Raw genomic sequence first — 20,981 nt, 5'->3', positions numbered from 1 at the left:
TCGACGAAGATCTCGGTATCTGCTTCCGAGACGAAATTATCGTTTCCATCGCCGAGAAGGACACGGATTTTCGCGTTCTTCACCGTGTCCGCAATAAAGATCCGGTCATTGCCGCCCTGGCCCGCAATGTAGACTTCCCGCACGTTTTCAAAACGTTGGGTGTCACCTGCAACGTCGACCAGGATGCGGCCATCGTTGGTCTGGTGAATGTCGATCTTGTCATCATCATTCGACGTGAAGACCGTCAGAACGCCATTTCCGTCGACTTCACCAAGTGGCGCAAGCTGGAAGTGCTTGTGATAGTCGAAACGCCAGATGAGCACGTCAACAAGGGTCGCCGTACGGGAGAAGATCGTAATTGTCGTGAACAACAGTTCCAGACGGATACTAACAAAAGCCTCAACCTTTGCACGGAATTCCGCCGATACGTCAAACAGGCCAAGTGGATCGCGCTGGAAGATATAAGCAAGCTCATCAACATAGACCTTACCGTCATAGACGCCCTCGCGGTTCGCCACGTCGTTCAGGTCAAAGTCGATCTCACCATAGATGCCACCACGGATGCCTGCGGCGACACTCATCACCAGATAGTTGCCGCCAATCTGTGCGGCCGCACTCATCTCAAGATCGATTTCGAGCTCCGTACGCTCCGAGCCGTCATCGTTCCAATCCCGCGCATGCAAGCCATAGAACAGATATTCCGGGCTGGACCAGCCCGTGTCGCGATAGAGGTTCAGACCACGCGTATCATATCCGAAGCTGAGATTGGCGCGCGCCGTGACAGAGGCAGAGAGATTTGCACTCAGGAACGGGGCCCAAATCCAGATGTCCTTAGAGACAGAGGCCGAGATCTCAAGCGTAGGCACGTCGAACACGACAAGATCGACATTCGAAGCCCCCGTGAAGATACCGATGGCCGTCATCGGATCTTCGAGAACTGGGAAGCGAAGCCCCTCTACCCCTTTCAGCTTACTCAGGAAGCCAGTCGTCTTACCGCTGGCCTTCTTGTTCGACGTATTTGAGCTCGGCTTAGAGTTTGCGCCCGCCGTTGTCTGGCCGGATTTCGACTGCGCAAGCGGATCGACGTTCTGCGTCTTGGTCTGCTGGCGCTGCTTGTTGTTGTCATATGTGATCGGCTTGCGCACATCACCGGCATCACCAAATCGATAGGATCCGAAGTTGATCATGACGCCATCCGCATCCGTCGGGATGGAATTGACGATATCGATCACCGCCTTCACGACCTTGAAGAACTTCACGTATTTCGCAACGCCCTTACCGCCGAACATCTCGATCATGTCCAGAACGGAGGTGGGTGATCCCAAAAGATCCGAGACGAAGGGCAACGGATCGACAATTGGCCCCAGCGCCTCGCCAATCGGCTTGGTGATTTTCTGAACTTCTTTCAGGATCGGCGCGGCAAAATCAGAGATGAATTTGCCAAGATCAAGGCGCATATCCGCCAGTTCGACCTCAGGTGGTGCACCAAAGACGGCCTGATCCATCGGCTTGCTGAGATCCACCTTCGCAAACACCTGACTATAGTGAATATCGGTCAGGAAGCGGGGGAAGTCTGCATTTCCGCCAAAGCTGGACACAGCACCCAGTGATACGTCGACGCCTGCATTGAACTCGGCCTTGAAAATGTCAGAGAAGCTGATGCCCTTAAGTTCTTTGAGCAGGCTCAACCTTCCATCATCGGCAACTGTACCCGGATCAAGAATGTCCCCGGTCAACGCCGCCGTCAGTTCCTTCACGCCGCCCTTGCGCAGATTCTCAATCTCGAACTGCAGGAAGCCCAGCTCCGCCGTGATCTTCGCGTCATCCGCGATGTCACCGTAGAACTCGAGCACCAGTTCTTCCGGCCGGTTCGGGTTTGCCTCAGTGTCGATGTAGAAGTCGAGCGCACCGTCGATGAAGCTGACACCAAACCCGAGCGCCAAGTCATACTGCATACCCAACGTGATGCCCGCATCCGAGCTGAAGCTCAGCGGCAGCCCCGGAACAGCACCATCCACGTCAAGATCAATCTGGATCGGCGGGAAGATATCGCCCATCGCGCGGACGTTGACCATCAGGTCATCGTAGTTGTCGGTCAGTTCGACATCGACCTGATTGTAGTGACGGATCTCGTTTCCATCCGCATCGACAAACCGGATTCCGGTCGCGTCATTCACCTCTTCAAACAACTCGAACAGACCGAATTGGATCAGGTCAACTGTCGTGAACTGCCCTCCATTGCGCGCCTTCTCTGCCTTGATCAGCGACGAGAGGTCGCCCAGCGCGCCATTTACCGGATCGATCAACGTAGAGGACAGGAAGTCTGCGCCACGACTGATCGCATCACCCACAAATGGCAAATCAAGCTGGAAGATCGGCGCACGGCGCAGTTGCGCATCAAGTGCCGTGAGCAATTTCTCCAGACCCTGCACCAGCAGCAGCGGATCTTCGATGAACATGCCCAGACCCATCTGGGGCATCGGGTTCGGTACGTAATAACTGATATAGTCAGCCGGATTGTCGCCCGTCAGCAGGTTTGCGAGATCGTAGCCAACGAAGATCGAGTTTCGCTGAACGAAATCAGGCAGATCGCCATCCTGATACAACGCATATCGGTTGCTCTCCGCTGCCAGCCAGTCATCCGTGACAAGCGCATCAGACCCCGTAAGCGGGTTCGAGCGTGTCGGGAAGTAGGTCGGCACCAACAGGGCTGCTTGACCCGCCAATTTGGCACTTGCGCCGGTCTGACCATTCGCAGCCGCGCCGGTTAGGATAAGATCCTGATCAAGGCTGTATTCAAGCCGTGCTGCGCCGTCGTCAATGATGTTGCCCGCTGCATCCAGCTCGACATCGCCGTCACGGTCAATCGCTAGTGTTGCATCAAGGACGGTCGCGGAAATCTCTGCGCCGGGCACGAAGGTGAGGCCGGCTGAAAGCTCTGCCTCGGCAACATGCGCGCGGGCGGCCATGTCAAAGAACACGCCCGAGCCTTCTTTGACGGTAACGGTTGGATCCAAGTTGGCGAAGGTGTCGAATGTGACCTGCAATCCGCCCTTGAGCCCCAGATCGAAATCGAGCTGCATGTCGATTGGTGCAATCTCAACATCAATGTCGACACCCAATGCGCGCAGTGCATTCAGTTCGTTTTGTGGCAGATAATCGGACGGCCGAATACGCTTGTTGAACGTGTTCTGAACACTCAACCCGTGCGCCATTCCCAATGCAATCAGACCAATGTCGAAGTCGAGCGCGATTCCGTTCGCGATCGGGGATCCGCCCGACATGTCGAAGACAAGACGTGCGTTAAGGTTGAGGCCCGGATCAGACACACCCTTGAACAGAGCGTTGTGCAGCTGGGTGTTCAAAGCGTCCAGATTGCCAGTGTTCGTACCTGCCGCACTGATGATGTCATCGGCGGCATCATCGAGCAGGTCGAGAATGGCATTGACCTTCATCATGTCGTCAATCGACTGCTCGACGAGTGGGATATCGGCCGTGATAATATCCTGCGCGATCTGGGTCTTCGTGATGGACACAAACGTCTTGATCGCGCGGGCGACGGCCTTGATGTCGAAGGTCGTGGCGCCCAGCGACTGGATGTTGGACAGGAAGCCGCTCGTGAGCTCCGTAATCCCATCCGCCATCGTGAAGTTGAGATAGACGTAATTGTCGTCGGCACCGTTCGCCGCAGCACCCCCAACATCTGCAAAGAAGGCAGGCGACATTGTTCCGTTGGTTGGGGCTGGATTGAACGAAATCGAAAGATCGAAGAGCTTCGTTTCAAATGCAGGCACACCGATGCCGCTGAAGTTCAGCGAGCCATAAACCGGGGCGTCGACGCGCACTTTCTCGTCCGAAGTGATAAGCGGAGAGCTGACCGCAATTGGGCCTGCGCTGACTGCCGGGACCGGGTATTTCGAGAACACCTTCGCCGAGCCCAGCGTGGTGATCGCTCGAGTTGCATCCTTCAGGCGTATGATCCGCTCGTTGGTGCCGTCGGTCGTGTTCGACAGGCCAAGCTTCACGGTTTTCGTCGTGTCGTCGCCGGTAGTGTAGATATTCAGCTTCTCAGCGTTGGTCGTGTTCGTGGTGACTTCAACAGAGTTGCTGAGAATCGAAGCAGACAACGCCGCAGACACCGTCTCAAGGTCGAGATCGACAAAGGCATTTGCACCCGAACCGATGAATACAATCGGCTTCTTTATGTTCTCAAGGTTTACACCAATGTCGATCTGCAGCCCGGCAGTCAGACCGATATCAACCTTCAGATCACCGCTCAGATCCACCAATGCGCTGAGTTCGGCGGGCAGATTTGCAGCAGCAAGCAGCGCCTCAAGCGATACGGAAAGATCGAGCGTTTCAAGGAAAGAACGCTGGATGTTAACACCGATGACGAGATCATTTCGGTCCCCGCCACCATCGTAGTCGACACGCTCAACCTTCGCGCGGCTTTCTGCGCCCTCGCCCGGCTCAAATCCAAGCTCGCCCAATTCCGCGTCGAGTATCGACTCGAGCTTGAGGAACGAGCCATCCAGATTGGCAACTGCATTCTGAATTGCCTGGAACGCGCCAACCAGCTGAGTCTTTGAGTCGATTGAGAAGCCCAGAACAGGCACCTCCGTCGTCAGCGCCACGTTTCCAATCGCGCCCGGAGTGGTGAATTGAGAAGAAACCTCCTCGATGATTTCGAGCAGTTCAGTCAGCGACAGCGTTCCGTCGAAGTTCATTGCGCCCAAAAGCGCACCGCTCAGATCAAGATCTGGCAGGTTGAAATCGAATGTCGGCAGGCCCGGCAAGCCGGGAAGTCCTGGAAGATCCGGCAGGTCAGGCAAGCTGATCGGGAAATCAGGCAGTGTGATTGACGGCAGGCTCGGCAAGCTTGGCAACGTTATGGAAGGCAGGCTTGGCAGAGAGGGCAACGAGGGCAGGTTCGGCAGGTCGGGAAGATCAATACCCGGCAGGCTGAAGAGGCCCGGAAGCTCGAAGGACGGCAGGCTCGGAATGCCAACACCGAAGTTGATCGACGGAAGATCGAAATCGAAATCGAAATTCGGGATCTCGATGGCGGGCAATTCGATATCCGCGACCGAACCGCTCAACTCAAGTGGCAGCGCAAAGCGCATCCGCATGCCAGAGAACGACGTGGATACAGACGGTGGAATAGCACCGAATCCGGAAGTGTTGGCTGTCCCTTCGGCGTTCCAGAACTTCGCTACCTTTGTCAGGCCCGTCGCGTCGTCACCAAAGCTGTTTTCACCTGCCCCGTCTTCGCCAGCATAGAGAACGTAGTCAGCGTTGTCCTGACCCGCGACACGGAGTGAGAAGTAGATTGGATCATCGCGCAAATTGGCCGCAGCCGTGTCGGTGAGCAGTTCGCGCAAGGTGGCGCTCGCGATGCTGGGTACCGTGTCGATGGTCCACTTTGCACCTGTGCCCATCGGGACGGCTTTGCTCTTCACGATGAGCAGGCCACGATCCTCTTTCAACGTGACATCCAGCTTTGAGACAGTGCCCCCGGCAATCGAGAGTGTCAGGCCAGCAGCGTCAATTGCTGTTTTGAGCGCGGAAAGATCTGTACCGGCGCCAAAGCTGTATTTGATACCCTCCGCTGTGACTTCGACCGAAGTCGGCGTCAGGCTCACACCTTCGAACATGTCTTGCGCCAGCACTGGCGTCGAACCAGCGGTGTACTTCACACTCGGCGCTGCAAGGGCAGGAAGCGGTGAGATCGGATTGTCGATGATGTAAAGCTCGACGGTGCCTGCCTGCTTCTCAATCCCGGCCACACGGTATTGCTGGTTGGACGAATCCTTCCAGACCTGACCGATATCCAGCCCCTCAAGAACAGTCTTGGCCGCTGCACCGGAAAGGGCTGTTCCGCTCGCATCCGTAATCGTGAAACGGGCTGTAAGACGGCTTCCATCCTCGCTCACGCCCAGTTGCGTGATCTTCGCATGATCAGTGCCCGGCAGATCCATGACTGCGTCGTTTTGCAGGCTGAGCGGCAGATCGTAGCTGACCAGTTGCTCGACTGGCGCCACGCTTCCGTTGAACGCCACAACGAGTGCTGACGGGTTCGCCGCGTCGAAGGTCGATACGACGACAGCCGTCACACCTCCACCGAAGTTGATAACCGTTCCACGCTCTGGCGCAGTTCCCACGGTCAGTGCATTTGCGAGCGAAAGTGCAGCAACCTGGCTGTCAGCATTCAGGCGGATGGCCGAAATACTGTTCGACCCAAGCAGCGGAGTACCATCGAATGTCCGGATTGATCCGTCGCTCAACAGGAGAGTTGAAACCGACGCGAGAACTGGATCGCCCTCATCCCACTCCGCAATACCGTCTTCCCAACCCTCGGCCTGATCGCGCACGTGGACGCGCAGAGACTCTGTCCCGGAATCCGAGACAATCTCGCTTCCGACGATGTCACCCGCGCGCTCGGAATATTGAATGTCCGCGCCACCAGCCTCAGGCTTACCGTCGGAAACGCGCAGCTTCATCCAGCCATCATCAGTGCCGGTGCCCTGATAATAGCTCTCGATGACGAAATAAGCTGAGCCTTGCTTCAACTGCTTGCCAACAAGGGTCGTGTAATCGTCAGCGGAGTCGAGACCGCTCACGGTCATTGTGCCAGCGGTCAGCGCAATCTCGGCATCATCCGCAATGGCAATTGTACCAGCCGCAACACCCAGATCGATCGAGGTCTCACCACGCGGGATCAGCTTTAGGGCATCGACCGCGACGGAGAGACCCGTGTTCTGGCCCAGGAACACCTGCGCTGGGGGACGTTGGCCAACCGGCACGCTAGTATCGATCCCGAAGATGATATCGAAGTTCATCTCGGCTTTTGCCTGCGCAACAACCGTGGCGCCGGCGGAGAAGGCGAGTGGCCCCAGATCAGCACCACCGAACAGTTCATTGCTCAGATCATCCTGATCCACGTCCATACTGATCGTACGGTCAAATCCGTAGTCGGTTACGGACATGCTGAGCCGCAGCTTGTCTGTTGTCCCACCCTGAGTGGTGTAGGGCTCCAAAGCGACTGCAACCGTTGGCGCAGTTGCACCTGCAGGTTGGGGGAGAATTGCATTGAGCGCGTCGCTCAACAGCATTTCCATCTTGCCCAGCGACTGTGCTGGCGCATTACGCAGGCTTTCGAACTGCGCGCGGATCGCGCCGATACCCGTCAGATCAGCGAGGCTCTTTTCAAGGAAGGGCAGCTCCGCGTCGATCAGACCCGGCTGACCGTCGGAGCCCATCATCGCATCGAGTGCGAAGAGGATGCCATCAATGACCTGGGCGTAGCTGAGACCTTCTTTCAAGGCTGCGACATCACCTGCGACATCGCGATATTTTGCAGTGAGGTAATCCGTCAGACTCGTCGGCACCGTCACCTCGGGCAGGGACACATTCGCGCCCTCGAAACTGGCGCGCGCAGAAACGACCCCAACAGCCTTATCCGTAGCCGAGAAACCGATTTGCATCGGCAGGAACAGCCCCAATTCGCCGCTGGATTGCGCGCTCAGAACGATGGATTCCGCCGGACGCTGCAACTTGTCGCCAGCAACGCCCCCGGACTCCGCACGGAATGTTCCGCTCTCCACCTTCAGCGTGACCTTGCCATTCGCGATCTTCAGCACTTCACCTTTGGCACCGGTCTGGGTGCCAACAACGGCATCACCGACCCTCAGGCCGTCACCGTCCGTGCTAAGAACCTGATACCGTGCGCTCGATGCCTCAGGTGTGGCCTGGGCTGCGGGTGAGCTGCCCAGAGCGATGCGTCGTGCGCTGACCGTTTCGGCATTGGTGACGCCGGTCGCAACCGTTGCGGCAGCGATATCCGTCACATCAATCGCAACCTCATCACCGACAACGCCAGTGACTGTCACAATCACACCGTTGATTTGAACAACGTCACCCGCGCTGACCAGCGCAGATAGCGCCGCATTGTCGATGGTGAGGGCCTCAACAGCCGAAGCCGAAGTGAAGTCATGTTCGTGAACCTTGACTACGCCGCCCGGGTTGGTCGTGTCTGGTGCTTTCAGTTGCCATGCCGTCGACGCGTCAAGCTGAGCGTATGTTGCATCGTCCATTACGAACGAAACAGTACTGCCACTGAAGGTCAGATCGCTCGATACCGTCGTGTAACTGCCGCCATTGTCAATCCGCAGTGAGTATGCGCTTTCCGGTTGGGTGAGCGTCGTGCCCCCCATATCAACAGACAGAGTCCAGGCATCGTCTGCCGCATCCAGTACCGCCGTGCCCAGCGCCGTCCGCGTGACCGGTGTAAAGGTGGCGGTTCCCACGAAGCCCTGACCCGAGGCGTCAACCAGCAGCTTGCCATCTTCGACGCCCAAAATGCGGGCTTCGAGCACGCCGCTGCCATCGGTTTGCGCCGCGCCGATTTGCTGGCGCACATGGGTCGCGGTCGCAAACTTGGCAAGATCAGCCGCGCTCATCGGGATCAGCCAACCGTTCGTTGTCTCGGAAGCCGTGATCTCTGAGGTTGGTTCGGCACTGCCCAGAACGATGTAACCATCATTGTCAGCGTCGACGACGCCGATGGTCACGCTCGCCTGTCCTGGCCGTGCGATGACATTGCTGACGGCGCCAAGCTCTGCCGAAAGCCCCGCAACGCTCAGGTCGCCCGTTGGGGTGGGCGCGCCGTCATCTGCACGCAGCTCGACCGTGCCGCGGGTGCGATCCCAAGCGGTCACTTCATACCAGTTCCCGGACCCGTCGGTCAGCCACCGCGCATCATCAAGCCAACTGCCGATTACGCCCTGTCCCGCAGCCGTGACCGCAAACTCAATCCGCTCAATCCCCGGAACCAGCGAGACATCCGTGGCCGATGCGAACTCAAGCGTCGGAGCGCCAAAGACGGAATCTGCCACTGGCGCAACTGCATGGTTGATTGGGGCCAGCCAAAGCGCGGTCGCGCCGGAGGCCTCGACCACTTCAAAAACCCGGCCATTGTCATCAACAAGATATCCGCCGACTAGCGCAGCTGTTGTCACGCCACCGGGCAGGCTCACGGTGACGAGGGTTTCGATCACGCCGGCTGCGGCGGCACGTGTGCCCTGAATGGCCGAGGCGTTGACCTTGTCGGTGCCAAGGATCCCGACGGTCGCAGCAAAACTTGCCTGCGGCACATCCGTACCATCGGCAAAACGGATCACACGATCCGGGGATCCGCTCAGCGCGCTTCCGCCCTCTTCCACGTTCAGTGTGACTGTGCCGTCCGTTGCTGCGATCGCACCCACCGTTCCAGTCCAGCCATTTGACGTCAGAACGTCACCGACTTCGATGTAGCGGGCAGCATCTGCCCCACCCAGGCTGGCCGTAAGGATCGTCGCCGCGGCCTGCACAATCTCGGTCACTGTGAAGCCAGCTACAGTCGGGACAGCACCGTTCGCATCGACGACAAAAAGCGGGTCAGTGGTATTGAGGCCATCTACCGGGGCCAACAATACCAATGTCCCGGTCGTGTGATCCCAGCTTTGTACAAGGCCGAACACGCCGTCCTGCGCGATAGCACGACCCACAGGGAAATCCGTGTCCTGAAGCGGTGTGATGCCGCGATTCACGGTCAGCGTTACCTCGCGCGATTGCGGGTTCGCATCGAGCCAGACAGCCGCATTTGACAGCGAGAATTCAGGATCAAAGCCGGTCCCCAAGACATTCAGCAACCCGCTCGACTGTGAGCTGAGCGTGATGGTCGAGGACGCGCCCGTTTCGATCTCCATCCCAACGCCAACCGTCAGTCCGGATGAGGTCAGCAGACGGGCATCAGCCGCCAGCGATCCGGCCTTTCCAACCAGTTCGACATCAAGATTCAGCGCCGCAGTCCCGAAGACCGATCCGCCAAGCGCGAAGCCGCCATCCAGCACGCTGCCCGCGATTGGGCCCAGATCGCCAAGATCAGCCAGATCCAGCGCCACGGTGATCGCTTCTTCAAACAACTGCTCAAGCTTGAGCGAAACCTGGATGGCCCAAGTCACCGGATCGCCAGGATTGGTCGGCTGCGTCTCGACATAATTGAGCGTCAACGCATCCTCTGGCAAGCCAGCGCGCTTGGCCGCCAATGCGGCCCAATCGCCCAGATTGTCAGGGTCTCCAGCCGCGGTTAGGGCGTCCAGCAACGTCTGCAATTTCGCGCGTAGACCAGTAATCTCATCCAGCGTCTGGCCTGCGAAGGGCAGTTCGATGTCAAGGAACGCACCCTCACCAGACCCATCCACCATCAGCTTGAGTGCCGTGCGCATATGGCCGACCAGCTCTGCCGGGGTCATGGATTTCAGCGCATCCAATGCGTTCGACACTGTGTTTTGCAGCCCTGCTGAAGTGAACGATACCGTTCCAAGCATCGACGCCAGATCATAGGTCGGAAGGGTTGCCACGTTGGTCAAATCGGGAAGTGCAGCAGTCGCGTCGAGCGAAGCAACCGTGATATTCCCAACCGTTGTCTTGAAATCGAGATCAATGGCGATTTCGCCATCAAGCGTCGGTACAAGCTGCGTCCGATCAAAGACCGGAAGATCGCCAAGTGCGATGACGGATCCGTTCAATGCAGCCTGCAAGGCGCTCAAATCGCCCCCACGGACGAGGCCGTCACCGGCTTCGGTCAACCCAAAGAGGATCAGCGTTACTTCACCTGTCGTTGCATCCACATCGAGAACACGCGCAGCGATGCCAGCTTCACCGAAGGTCAGGTCGGACACACCAGCGCCCGATGCATCTGCAAGCGGGCTCAGCCCGTTCAGAATCGACCCGGACGTGGCAGGATCAAGCGTCATTGTGAACGCGATCCCTTCAGACGAACCGATATCAATCGAATTTGCGGTCGAGGCCCCGGCGGAGCGGGTGCCATCATTGTCGACAGCCTCCACCACCACATTGGTCCAGTTGCCGGTCCATACACCCGGTGGGACCGCAACGGTAAGGACGGAACCTGTAGAGGGTTGACCCAGAATCGGAAGCGCGAAACTGCGATCAACGCCACCTTGTGTGAAGCTGACCAAAACGTGCGAGAAGCTATCAAAACGATCCGCATTGCCAGCGGCGAGCGTCAGGTCAACCTGACTTGCACCGGCAGAAACGGTGGGTGCGGTCGCGCTCAACGCTGAATTCGCGAAGACGCGCCGAAGGGTATCATTGCTTTTCAGTTGCGCGGATTGATCCCCGTCCAGCAGGATCTGAGACCCTGCCGCAGTGATGACGCCGTATGCGCCTGTCGCAGCTGCGTTCCAATCGCTTGCCGTCCCTTGCAGGGACAAACGATCGAACAGATCGACATTCACGACGCGGACCGAACCACCCAGTGCTGCGGGCTGACTCAATGTCACGAGCGTGACAGGAGTGGTTGCTCCTGTCAGAGCAGTAATCTGCCCCGACTGTAACGTCGTTCCGCTGATGAGATGACGACCGGCGGGGCTGTCATCAATAGCAAAGCTCAACGTCATCGGGCCATCGCCCGCCTGATTGGTGAGCGCGATCCGTCCGTCTTTAACGAAGACGCCTACCGCACCGGCACCGGATCCCACCGTCACCGCACCGGAAACATTCGTCGATTCAGCACTCAGCGTCAGATCAAGCTGGGTTTCGTCGCCAATATAAAGACGTGGCTTGATCAGATCGTCGTCAATTGCGAGATCACCAAGCGTGCGTTGTGAGCGATCAATCGGAAGCTCTGCGCCCATAACAATCGTACCAGAAACACCGGCCGAAAGCTCCGCCCTTGCAGACAGACCCGCGTTCACAACACCGTCTGTACCGCCATCGATCAAGTCAGCCAGATCAAGCGCGAGGTTTGCGGACTCGTTGAGCGTGTCGTCAAAGGTGAGTTTCATCTCGACGGATTGCGCTGGCGCGCCCAGCGTCCAAGCCGAACCGGGCTGTGCACCTAACGTCAGGGCGAACACAGGCGGATTGGTCCAACCAGTCAGTGCAGCAATTTTCTTGTTCACCTCAGCTTCGACCTGAAGCAAGGCATTCGCAGGATCAGAGGCTGCGGCAGCCAATGCGAGACCACCATCAATCGCATCAAAGATCTCTGCAACCGGCAAAAGATCGTTTACAGATCGGCCTGCGATTGGAAGCTCAAGCTCCAGGAAGCTTTCCCCACCGCCATTCTCAACCCACTCTTGGATTTTAGCATTCAGCGCCCGAAGATCAGCGATGCTCAGCGCGCTGAACTCGTCCAGTTGTGGGATCAGCAGGCTGCGCAGATCAGGCACAAATCCCGCTGGCAAGTTCGTAATATCAACGGTCTGCTGCAATCCGTTGGCCCAGCCCACACCCACATCCAGCGTTGCGTTCTCGAACGGGGTGATGGTTGCCCCGCTGGCATCCACAAACTCAATCCGCTTTTTCTCACCGTTGAAGTCGCGGAACAAATCAATGCTGGCTGTCAGATTGCCATCCGCAGAAACAGCGAGGGCGCCGCCTGCCTGGCGCGTCACCTTGAAGGTTGCGCCATTGGCTGCAAGCTGGCTCGAAAGGGACGCGTCAGTTATTGCCCCCGCATTGTCCTTCGCAAACACAACCTGAGACCCGTCCGCGATCAAGCCATAGGTGCCGAGGCTACCGGCATTCAACGCGAAACTGACATCAGCCGGACCCATTTGGCCCAACGCCTTGATCGTCAGCAGATCTTCAGGCCCGCCATTGGTCCAGACAAACGCGTTTGCACTGGTGGCGCCGGCCGGGATCTCAACATCAATGTTCAGTGCCGCCTCGAGAGCATAGCGCAGTTGCGCCTCGCGCGCTGCGACGGTGATCAACGAGGGGTCATCCAGCCCGAAGAGCGCACCACCGCTGAGTGCGGACAGATCGAGTCCAAGATCGATCATGCCCTCGAGAATACGGGTGCCGTCGATTTCAAGACGGAGTCGTCCCGCAGATCCTTCGCTGACGCGTACGACAAGCTCATCGGGCGCAAACAGCAGCGGGTTCCCGGCCTCCGTCATCGCATCATGGATGATTTGTGCCGCGAATTCCGGCGCACGGTCCTTGTTCAGTGCGATCGCCTGCTCAGCAGCGCGCAACGCCGCCCGCAGACCTGTCAAATCCTCGATACTCTGGCCAATGCCGGGCAGCACAGTGTCGAGCAGGTCCGTGGCTCCATCCGGGTTGCCAAGAACCATATCTGCGAGCAGGGAAAACGCTGTTTCCAGCGTTTCCATGTCGCTCCAGCCTGCGATGCCGGTGTTGAAGACGTCTCGGGCAGCGGTGACCAGATCACCGGCCTCCAGCACCATCGCGGGGGCGGTAAATGTGCCATCGGTCAGGTCAGCCGTGAGGGTCGCCTGTCCGAGATCCGCCGTAGTTCCGCCCAACGTCGCCTTGACGTCCAGCGTTGCGTCCGACTTCAAATCAACCGTCATACGCGGCTGCATGGAGGTGCCGCCAATGGATGGGAGCACGGCTGTCCAACCCGGCTCTTCACCGCCCATGGCGATAGCAATTCTGGCCTTCGCCAATTCGGTATCGCCATTGCCATCAACAGCAATCGCAGCGCCAAGGGTGCCGAGCAGTGGAAGATCGAACCGCAGCAGGTCGTCAGCGTCGGCCAGATTGAGCGCAGCTTCCGCACCAACGCGCGTCCCAAACGTATCCAGCAGCACCAAGGGCACAACATCCACGGTCGTAAGGGTCAGTGCCGCGCGCAAGGTTCCAGCAGCGGGGCTGTCATAGATCGATATCGTGTCGCCCGCTTCAAGCGTGCCCGTGGCCACAACCAGACCCACCCGGTTGCTGTCATCCAGCGTACCGGCAAGGCTGCCCGTTGCAGCAATGACACCGTTGCGCACAACTTGGAAATACGACCCTGCCTGAGCGCCGTTGGAGCTTTGGACGGTATAGTCCACGAGCGCTGTGCGCAGATCGATATCGACCCGCACCTGTCCCAGAAGCCCGCCAACACCTTGCGTCGCAGACCCGGTCGATACAGCAGTTGCGGTAAGCGCGGGACCGCTGGCCGCAAGCGTCCAGCCAGTGCGATCGGAATCGTCCCAGAGGGACCAATCGACATCAACATCCAAACCACTGATCGATGTGATCACACCATAGGCCCGCACCTGCGAGCCGCCATCCGTCCAAGTCAGTCGATCGCCGACCGCCAATCCAGCAACCGACGAGAGTGTCAGAGTATTATCGTGCGTGCGGCCGTGGAAGATCGTGTCCGTAACCGGAAGCTTTAGCGTATTTCGATCTGCATCCAGTGCGAGCCGTTCAAGCGTCCAGCCGGAACGATCTGCGGCATCATCCCACGACTGGTATTCAACGCGCAATTCGACCTGACCCGTGGATACGAGCACGGAACGCACAACGCCCTCGGCCTGTACCTGGCCATCTGCATCAACCCATTGGATCGCATCGCCTTCGGATAACTCATAAGGCGTACCCAATGTGCTCGGCTGAGCAGACTGGATCGTCAGGACACGCTCAAAGCGGCCAACGGTTCCGGTCAGCACAACTTCGAGATCAGCCGTGGTCACACTCTCAGGCAGTGGAATACCCAACAGGTCAGCGAACTGCGCCAATCCGATATCGTCGACATCGGACAGATTACTGGGCGCCCGCATCTCGATAATGACGCTCATCATATTGCGCGTCACGCCGTCCATTACATCTGGGACCTCGACCACGACCGAGATTGCACCACCCGCGATTGACGAAAGGGCTTCGTTCAGGATCTGTTGAAGCTGGCCAGCGGCAGTAGAAGGCGCATCCTTGATCGCATCCGTGATCACCTTGATGCCTGCATCGTAGCCGATCATTTCAGCCAGCGACCGTCCAATCAGGGGCAATTCTTGGTGCAGTACATCTGTCCCAGTGGCACTGAAGTCGGAATTGGTCAAAGCAGTCAGTGCCTTACCCAGTTCATCGGACAGGCTGGACAGATCAAAGCCTGACAATCCGCTCAGCGCTGGTGCCAGAACCTCGCTCAACGACGGCGGAGCGGCTGCCTCGACCGTTGCCGCGTTTGCGGCAGCAGCGCTGGAAACCGCGCTGTCCGGTGTTGTGACCGAACGTTCAAACTTCACTGCAACAGGTGCAGCAGCCGGACCACCGGTCGCCTGTGCTGTCGCTTCAAGCTCAGCGCTCAACTTCGACATGTCGAGAGTGGTTGCCGTGGCAACTGTACCCAGTTGTCCCCACATTGCGCCCAAATTCACACTTGCTCGGGCCTGCTCACCACCGCCGGACAGCGAAACCTCCCCGCCCGAGAACGTGAAGTCGATGGCGCTGCCATCTATCGTGACCTGGGAGGCGCCGCCGGTGACGGTGTTCAGGCTCAACTTTGTCTCGTCACCCGTGGCCGCATCCCGCACACCGAAGCCCATCGCGGTCGCAGCACCCAGATAGATGTCACTGGTATCGCCGGTCAGTGCGACAACGAGCTTCGGCGTGAGACGTAGGATCGCCGCACCTGAGGCTGTTGCCCCGGTCGCGCCGATGACCACATCGAGGCCCAGAAGCTTTTCGAGAGTCGCAGCGTCGAAATCAGCACTTGCCGTGTAGGCAACGTCGATAACGGGGTTAAGCTCCAGGATCAGACGCGGCGGTTGAACGGGACCACTGCCATTGGCAGGAAGAATATCGTAGCGCAGCGAGATCGGGTTCGGCGCATTTACAAAACCCGGAACCTTGCGCAGCTCAGTGGTCAATTGATCGACAACACCAGTAAGAGCTTCACTCCCCATCGTGCCATTGTCGCGCAGATAATCGCGCAAAAGATCGAGACCCAGCACATCGGAAAGCGGCTTCGCCCCATTTTGGGTCGCGATCTGAAGCAGGGTCTGACCGCCGGAGAACGGAACCTCAACGTTCAGAACATCACCGAACAGCGTTCCATCAACGCGGGCGGCGAGGTCGATGACGGCCTGCTGAAGGTCATCATCAGCGGTGATGGTCTGGCCGTTTCCGACGGCAAGACTGCCCAATGAGCGTGATTGATAATTGGCGTCGACGCCTGCACCCGCCACGGTGCCGTCCGTGAATGCAGCGATCCGGTCAAGCCGGGTCAGGTCCGTATCGATTAAACTTACGCCAACCGTGGTTTCCGTCCCGCCCGTTCCTCCCGAGGTGCCGGCGGAGACCGTCATCCGGACTTCGCCGGTCACATCAGCGATGACGCCATCACTCAGATCAGACCCATCCGCCGCAAAATGGAAGGTTGGGTTGAAGACCAGAACCGAACTTCCGGAATCGTTGAGCTGCAAAACTTCGTTACCAACGGTTGCCGAAAATACGGAATTCACATCCTGCGATGCCCGGATGATGCGCACGCCGTCGGCAGGGTTGCTGCCACCGCCTGTGTCGAGCGATAGCGCCATGCCGCCCTTGATGTCGGAAATCTCAACAAAGCTCTCAAACTGCGAACCGACACGCCGGATCCCAATATCAACTGCAATGTCGAGATCGGTGAAGAGGCGCAGCTGATCCTGCAACTTGGCACCCGTCAGCGTGATGCCCGTCGCCGAAAGGTCGAACAGGTCTGCAACATCCGTCGTCTTCGTGTTGCTGATAACGTCATCGAGCGAAAGCGAATATCGCAATTCATTCAGAAGATTGTCCGCCTGAGTGACTGTACCAGTCATACCAGTGATCGCATCCAGCGAGGTCACAAGCGCCGCAAGCTGTCGTGGATCGGCCACCGCGTTGTTGGCCGCGGTTTGAGCGCCAGCAAGGGCAGCGACAACATCGTCCAAAAGGTTTGCGGCCAAATCATTCGCGACCGCACCCTCAGAATCGAGGATGTCGAGGAAGCTGCGTCCCCCAAGAACGGGCATCGGCGCAGTCATGAAACCGCTCTGACCGCCGGTCATGGCGACGCTCGACTTGAGCAGCGCCAACAGCCGGTTGTCGGCATCGCCCGCGCCTGTCAGCCATCCGTCTGTCAGCTCGTCGCGCACATCAGTAATCGCCTGACGCAGTTCTGCATCTGCATCATTGACGAGGAATCGCGACACGCCGTCTTGCGAGAGTTCAGCAAAATCGCCTGCCTCAAACCGCAACGTGGTGGCTTCACCGCCCAGTGTCACCGGCATATTCATCAGCCAAGCGGCCTCTGCCTGCGCCGTGTCAATCGTCATCAGAGGCTGTGCGCCACCGGGCAAGGTGGTGTTACCGGCATCGGTTGTTCCGTTGCCTCCGACAGTTTCAAGCTTGGCCGAGAGCGCGAAACCTGCCGCTGTGGACGTCACCGCACCGATACCGCCCAAATCAACGGTCAGCGCGGTATTCCCAGAAATCGTGGTCGTCGGATTCTTCAGCGTCGCAGCGTCATAGCTGCCACCGCCCTGATCCATAACAACGCTGACTTCAAGCGGCGTATCCACGTCCTCGAACTTGGTATCGAAGACAAGTTTGCCGTTCCGCGTGACAAGCTTGATTTCAGCCCGTGCATGCGCACTGAGCTTAGGTGTCACCTGGCGGGCAGACAGTGCTCCACCCACCGCGAGGGAGAGCGCAGCAATCCCCGAAAAGTCGAGCGTTCGCAGCGGCAGGCTGACATCGCTGATTTCAAAATCGACTACGAAACCAGCCGAATGGCTGCCCGTGAGCGTAAATCCGGTCAATGCCTCAAGATCTGCGACCAGATCGGCCAATTCATCGGCCGCAACTCGCGTCTCGATCGCCTCTGCTACATTTGAATCGATCCACTGATCCAGATCGTCAGCACCGATTGCAGTGGTCACGAGGTCATAAATCGACATGCCGAGCGGCGGGACAGTGGCGGATAGTTCTGCAACACCCTTCAGTGCCGAAAGCCAAGCCTCGCCAAACCCGCTATCGAGTGTCGACAGCTTAAGCTGATAAAGCGCCTGGGTTGCTGCATCGGTGTCGAGGAAGCCAGCCGTCGCGGTATCAGCTGCGCGCATGTCAGCAAGGCTGCCCGCACCGCTGAAGTTCAGCGTATAGGTCTTGTTGAGCACGCCAAGCGCGTGAAACGCGATGGATCCTTCGCCGCGCGGGTCACCAAAGGACAGATCAAATTTGATCTCGCCATCTGCTGCATGCGTGGTCAGATCGAAGTCGGTCGTATCATAGTCGACGCGCTGGGTGATTTCGAAGGTCAGGACCTGACCGGTTCCACCATCAGCTTGTCCGAGCAGAACAGACGGATCCCCCGGCAATTCGCTGTCCAGCTTGCCCCAGACAGGATCCGCACCTGCCGCGACAGGGATTGAGGGGGTCATACGTAACGTGATGTCATATTGACCGGTGGCGGCCGTCGTACCGGCTGCATAGCTCAGGCCGACGTCGACGCCGACCGTTGCCAGCATCTCGCGCTCACCCAGACCGCGGAACATGGCGATCTCGTCCAGCATGCCCCGTGCGGTGGTAATCTCACGCAACTCGAAACCAGTGAGGTCTAGCGCCAAAGTTTTTGTCGCCGCCGTATAACTGAGGATCGGGCCGGTGCCTGTGGCATAGCCTAACAAAGCATCATCAATCAGATTTTCCTCACGGAAATCTGCTGCAACGATGGAGTTTGCGATCGTCTGAAGTGAGGCGGCGGTTCGATCTGCCGGATCGAGCGCACCCCAAGCGTCGGCAACCCGATCAGAGATCGCGGCAATCAGCTTTGGAAGGGCGCCATCTGCGCGACCGACACCAGCAAGAGAGGCGACATTCTGAATATCGCTCGTATCATCGCCGGTGCTTTGACCGATGCGGAGAACGGGCAGCTGGCTTTCAGGTATCACAGTCGGGTCGAGGCCCGGGGTCACGATGCGCTTATCACCGCCGACGACATTCGTTTCGCTGACGTCCCGCAAGAGGGCCGCCAGGCCCATCATGGACATGCCATCCGCACCTACAGGATGCTCAGAAGGCAGACGATCCAGAGTGTCCACTGCCCAGTCCGCATCAATCCAGGCACTCGCAACACCGTCACGCGCATTGCGCATCTGAATGATGCTGTCCGGCGTCGACGTTCCGACCAGTTGGGTCTTGTCGAGAGTATAGCTAGGCACAGTGGACCCGGCCGTGACCTTGCCGATAAGGTAGTTGCCTGAGAACACCTTTTGGATCGAACTCTCGCCGAAATCGAGCGGAAGCCGCGCGACCCAAGCTGCATGCCCAGTGCCGCCGGTATCCGTGGTCACGTAAAGTCGAACACGATCCAGCTCCACCACCGGATCTATCGCCAAATGGCTTTGCGCCACGTCATATTTGGCGGTTGCCGGGGTCAGCGTGGCGACGTTGGCGACCACGCCGTTCTCTTTCCAAGTTAGGGTCAGATTTCCAGCGGTGTTCGACACCTCGAATGCGGCACTCGCATAGCCATCGGCAGCCTGAAGTGCAGCGACCAGCACATCCATATTCGCAGCTGCCAGCAGGTCGGTCGCAAGAGTCGTACCGGCGACGTTCAGCTTATAACCAATACCTGCGAGTGGCGTGATAGCCAGAGTCTGAACCTCCGATACGCTTGCCGCTCCCGTTGTTGTTCGCACGGCCTCAATCGCGAGGCTCTGCGCCGGAGAAAGTTCAAGGCTGATCGAAGACGCCGAGGTTGAAGTGGTCGCGCCTGAGCCAAATAGAATATCGGTGCGCGATACGATCTTGGCCATGCCTGCGGCGGATGCGGGCTGAAACAGGCCAAGGCCGAGGCCCGTCCATGCGGCACCCGGCACCATATTGTCAGGCAAACCCGCCATGTTACCGCTGGAAATAAAGCCAATTTTCAGAAGGCTTTCGCCAGGATTTGCTGTTCCCGCAAAATCAAACGATACCCCGTTGACCATCCCCAAAACGCGGTCCGCCAGAGCATCCAGCGCGTCATTTTTCTGGGTCGCGGTCATACCGCTAAAGGTTCCGGCAACGACAAGGCTTTCGAGCGCCGATTTAAACGTGGTCCGCACGGCATCGGTTGCCGCACCAGTCGCAGAGGAGAATGGCGGCACGTCTTGCAGGGTTGAGCGATAGGTATCTACGATATTGGCGCGCGCTGCCGCAGAGAGCCCGCTCGTATCCGTCACGCTGGGTCCCGCTTCTGTCAGCAAGGTCGTACGTTGCGCAATGGCCGCATCGCGCGCCGCGCTGTTCAGCGTTTTGATTAGGGCCTCGACCCCACTTTTCAGGCCGTTGGCCAACCACTGGCCGGGGTCTCCGTTCGTTCCCCAATTCGCGTCATTGGGCAATGTGATCGGATTGCCAGCCGAAGGCTCAAACGCGTCGGCCAGACCGTCAATTGCCGTGAATACGGCATTGTTGAGTTGGATGATCTCATCGATCAGTTCGGCGTTGCGCACGCTTACGGCATCAAGCAAAACACCTGTCGCACCCGTTAGATTGAGCGCCTGCGCCTCAATCCGGCCCCAAGCGGCCTCAAGCTCCCAATCTCCACCGAGCGCAAGATCGCCAGTGGCATCCGTTGATGCCGCAACATCGGCCCCGGTGAGAACGGCCAGCCGTTGGGGCAAAAGCCCATCGGCCAGATCGCAGCCATAGAGCATCAGATCCGCCCCCGGGGCGAGCGCTTCACGCAGCGCCGCCACAATCGGATCATCCTCTGACAGATCAGCCGTCATCAGGTGTTCGCCGACCTTCTGTCCGGCTTCCATCCCATGCGTCAGCCAGTGGATCGCGTCGCGAGGTCCCGAGTTGTCGAGCGCCTGAACCAATGCATCGGCTGAATCGACCAGAACATACTGTCGCTTCGCACCATCTTCGGCGGAAAAACCAGCCTCCTCCAGTGCCCCGATCAGGGCTTGCAGCCCCCCGGAACGGACATCAAGCAGGGCAAGCTCACGTGGCTCGGCCTGCTCTGTCTGAACAGTATCCTGAGAGGTTGCAAAGGGGGATGGGGCGGGGGCTTCAGCCTCCCGCTCGATAGGTCGTTCATCCTCGGGGAGTTCGGGGGCCAACGGAATAAGATCCGCGGACAGAAGAACGCGTTGCTCCAGGCTTTCAACCTGCAGCTTGACGCGCCGGCGACCGGGGCCGCGTTTGCGAAGCATCCTGTTCAT

Annotated in this window: 1 protein-coding gene (running past one end of the window); it reads right to left on the bottom strand. The window is 58.5% G+C overall.

Features of this window, described 5'->3' with window-relative positions; all coding sequences use genetic code 11:
• Positions 1 to 20,981, bottom strand: the 5' portion of a protein-coding gene (locus POI8812_RS03175) for a DUF4347 domain-containing protein (RefSeq protein WP_108781062.1). It extends 14,971 nt beyond the left edge of the window; only the first 20,981 of its 35,952 coding nucleotides appear in the window; its start codon is at positions 20,979 to 20,981; its stop codon lies beyond the left edge, outside the window.

The sequence above is a fragment of the Pontivivens insulae genome (assembly GCF_900302495.1).
In the GTDB taxonomy this organism is placed as follows: domain Bacteria; phylum Pseudomonadota; class Alphaproteobacteria; order Rhodobacterales; family Rhodobacteraceae; genus Pontivivens; species Pontivivens insulae.
The sequence above is the reverse complement of the archived record's forward strand: the minus strand, read 5'-3'. Positions and strand labels throughout refer to the sequence as shown.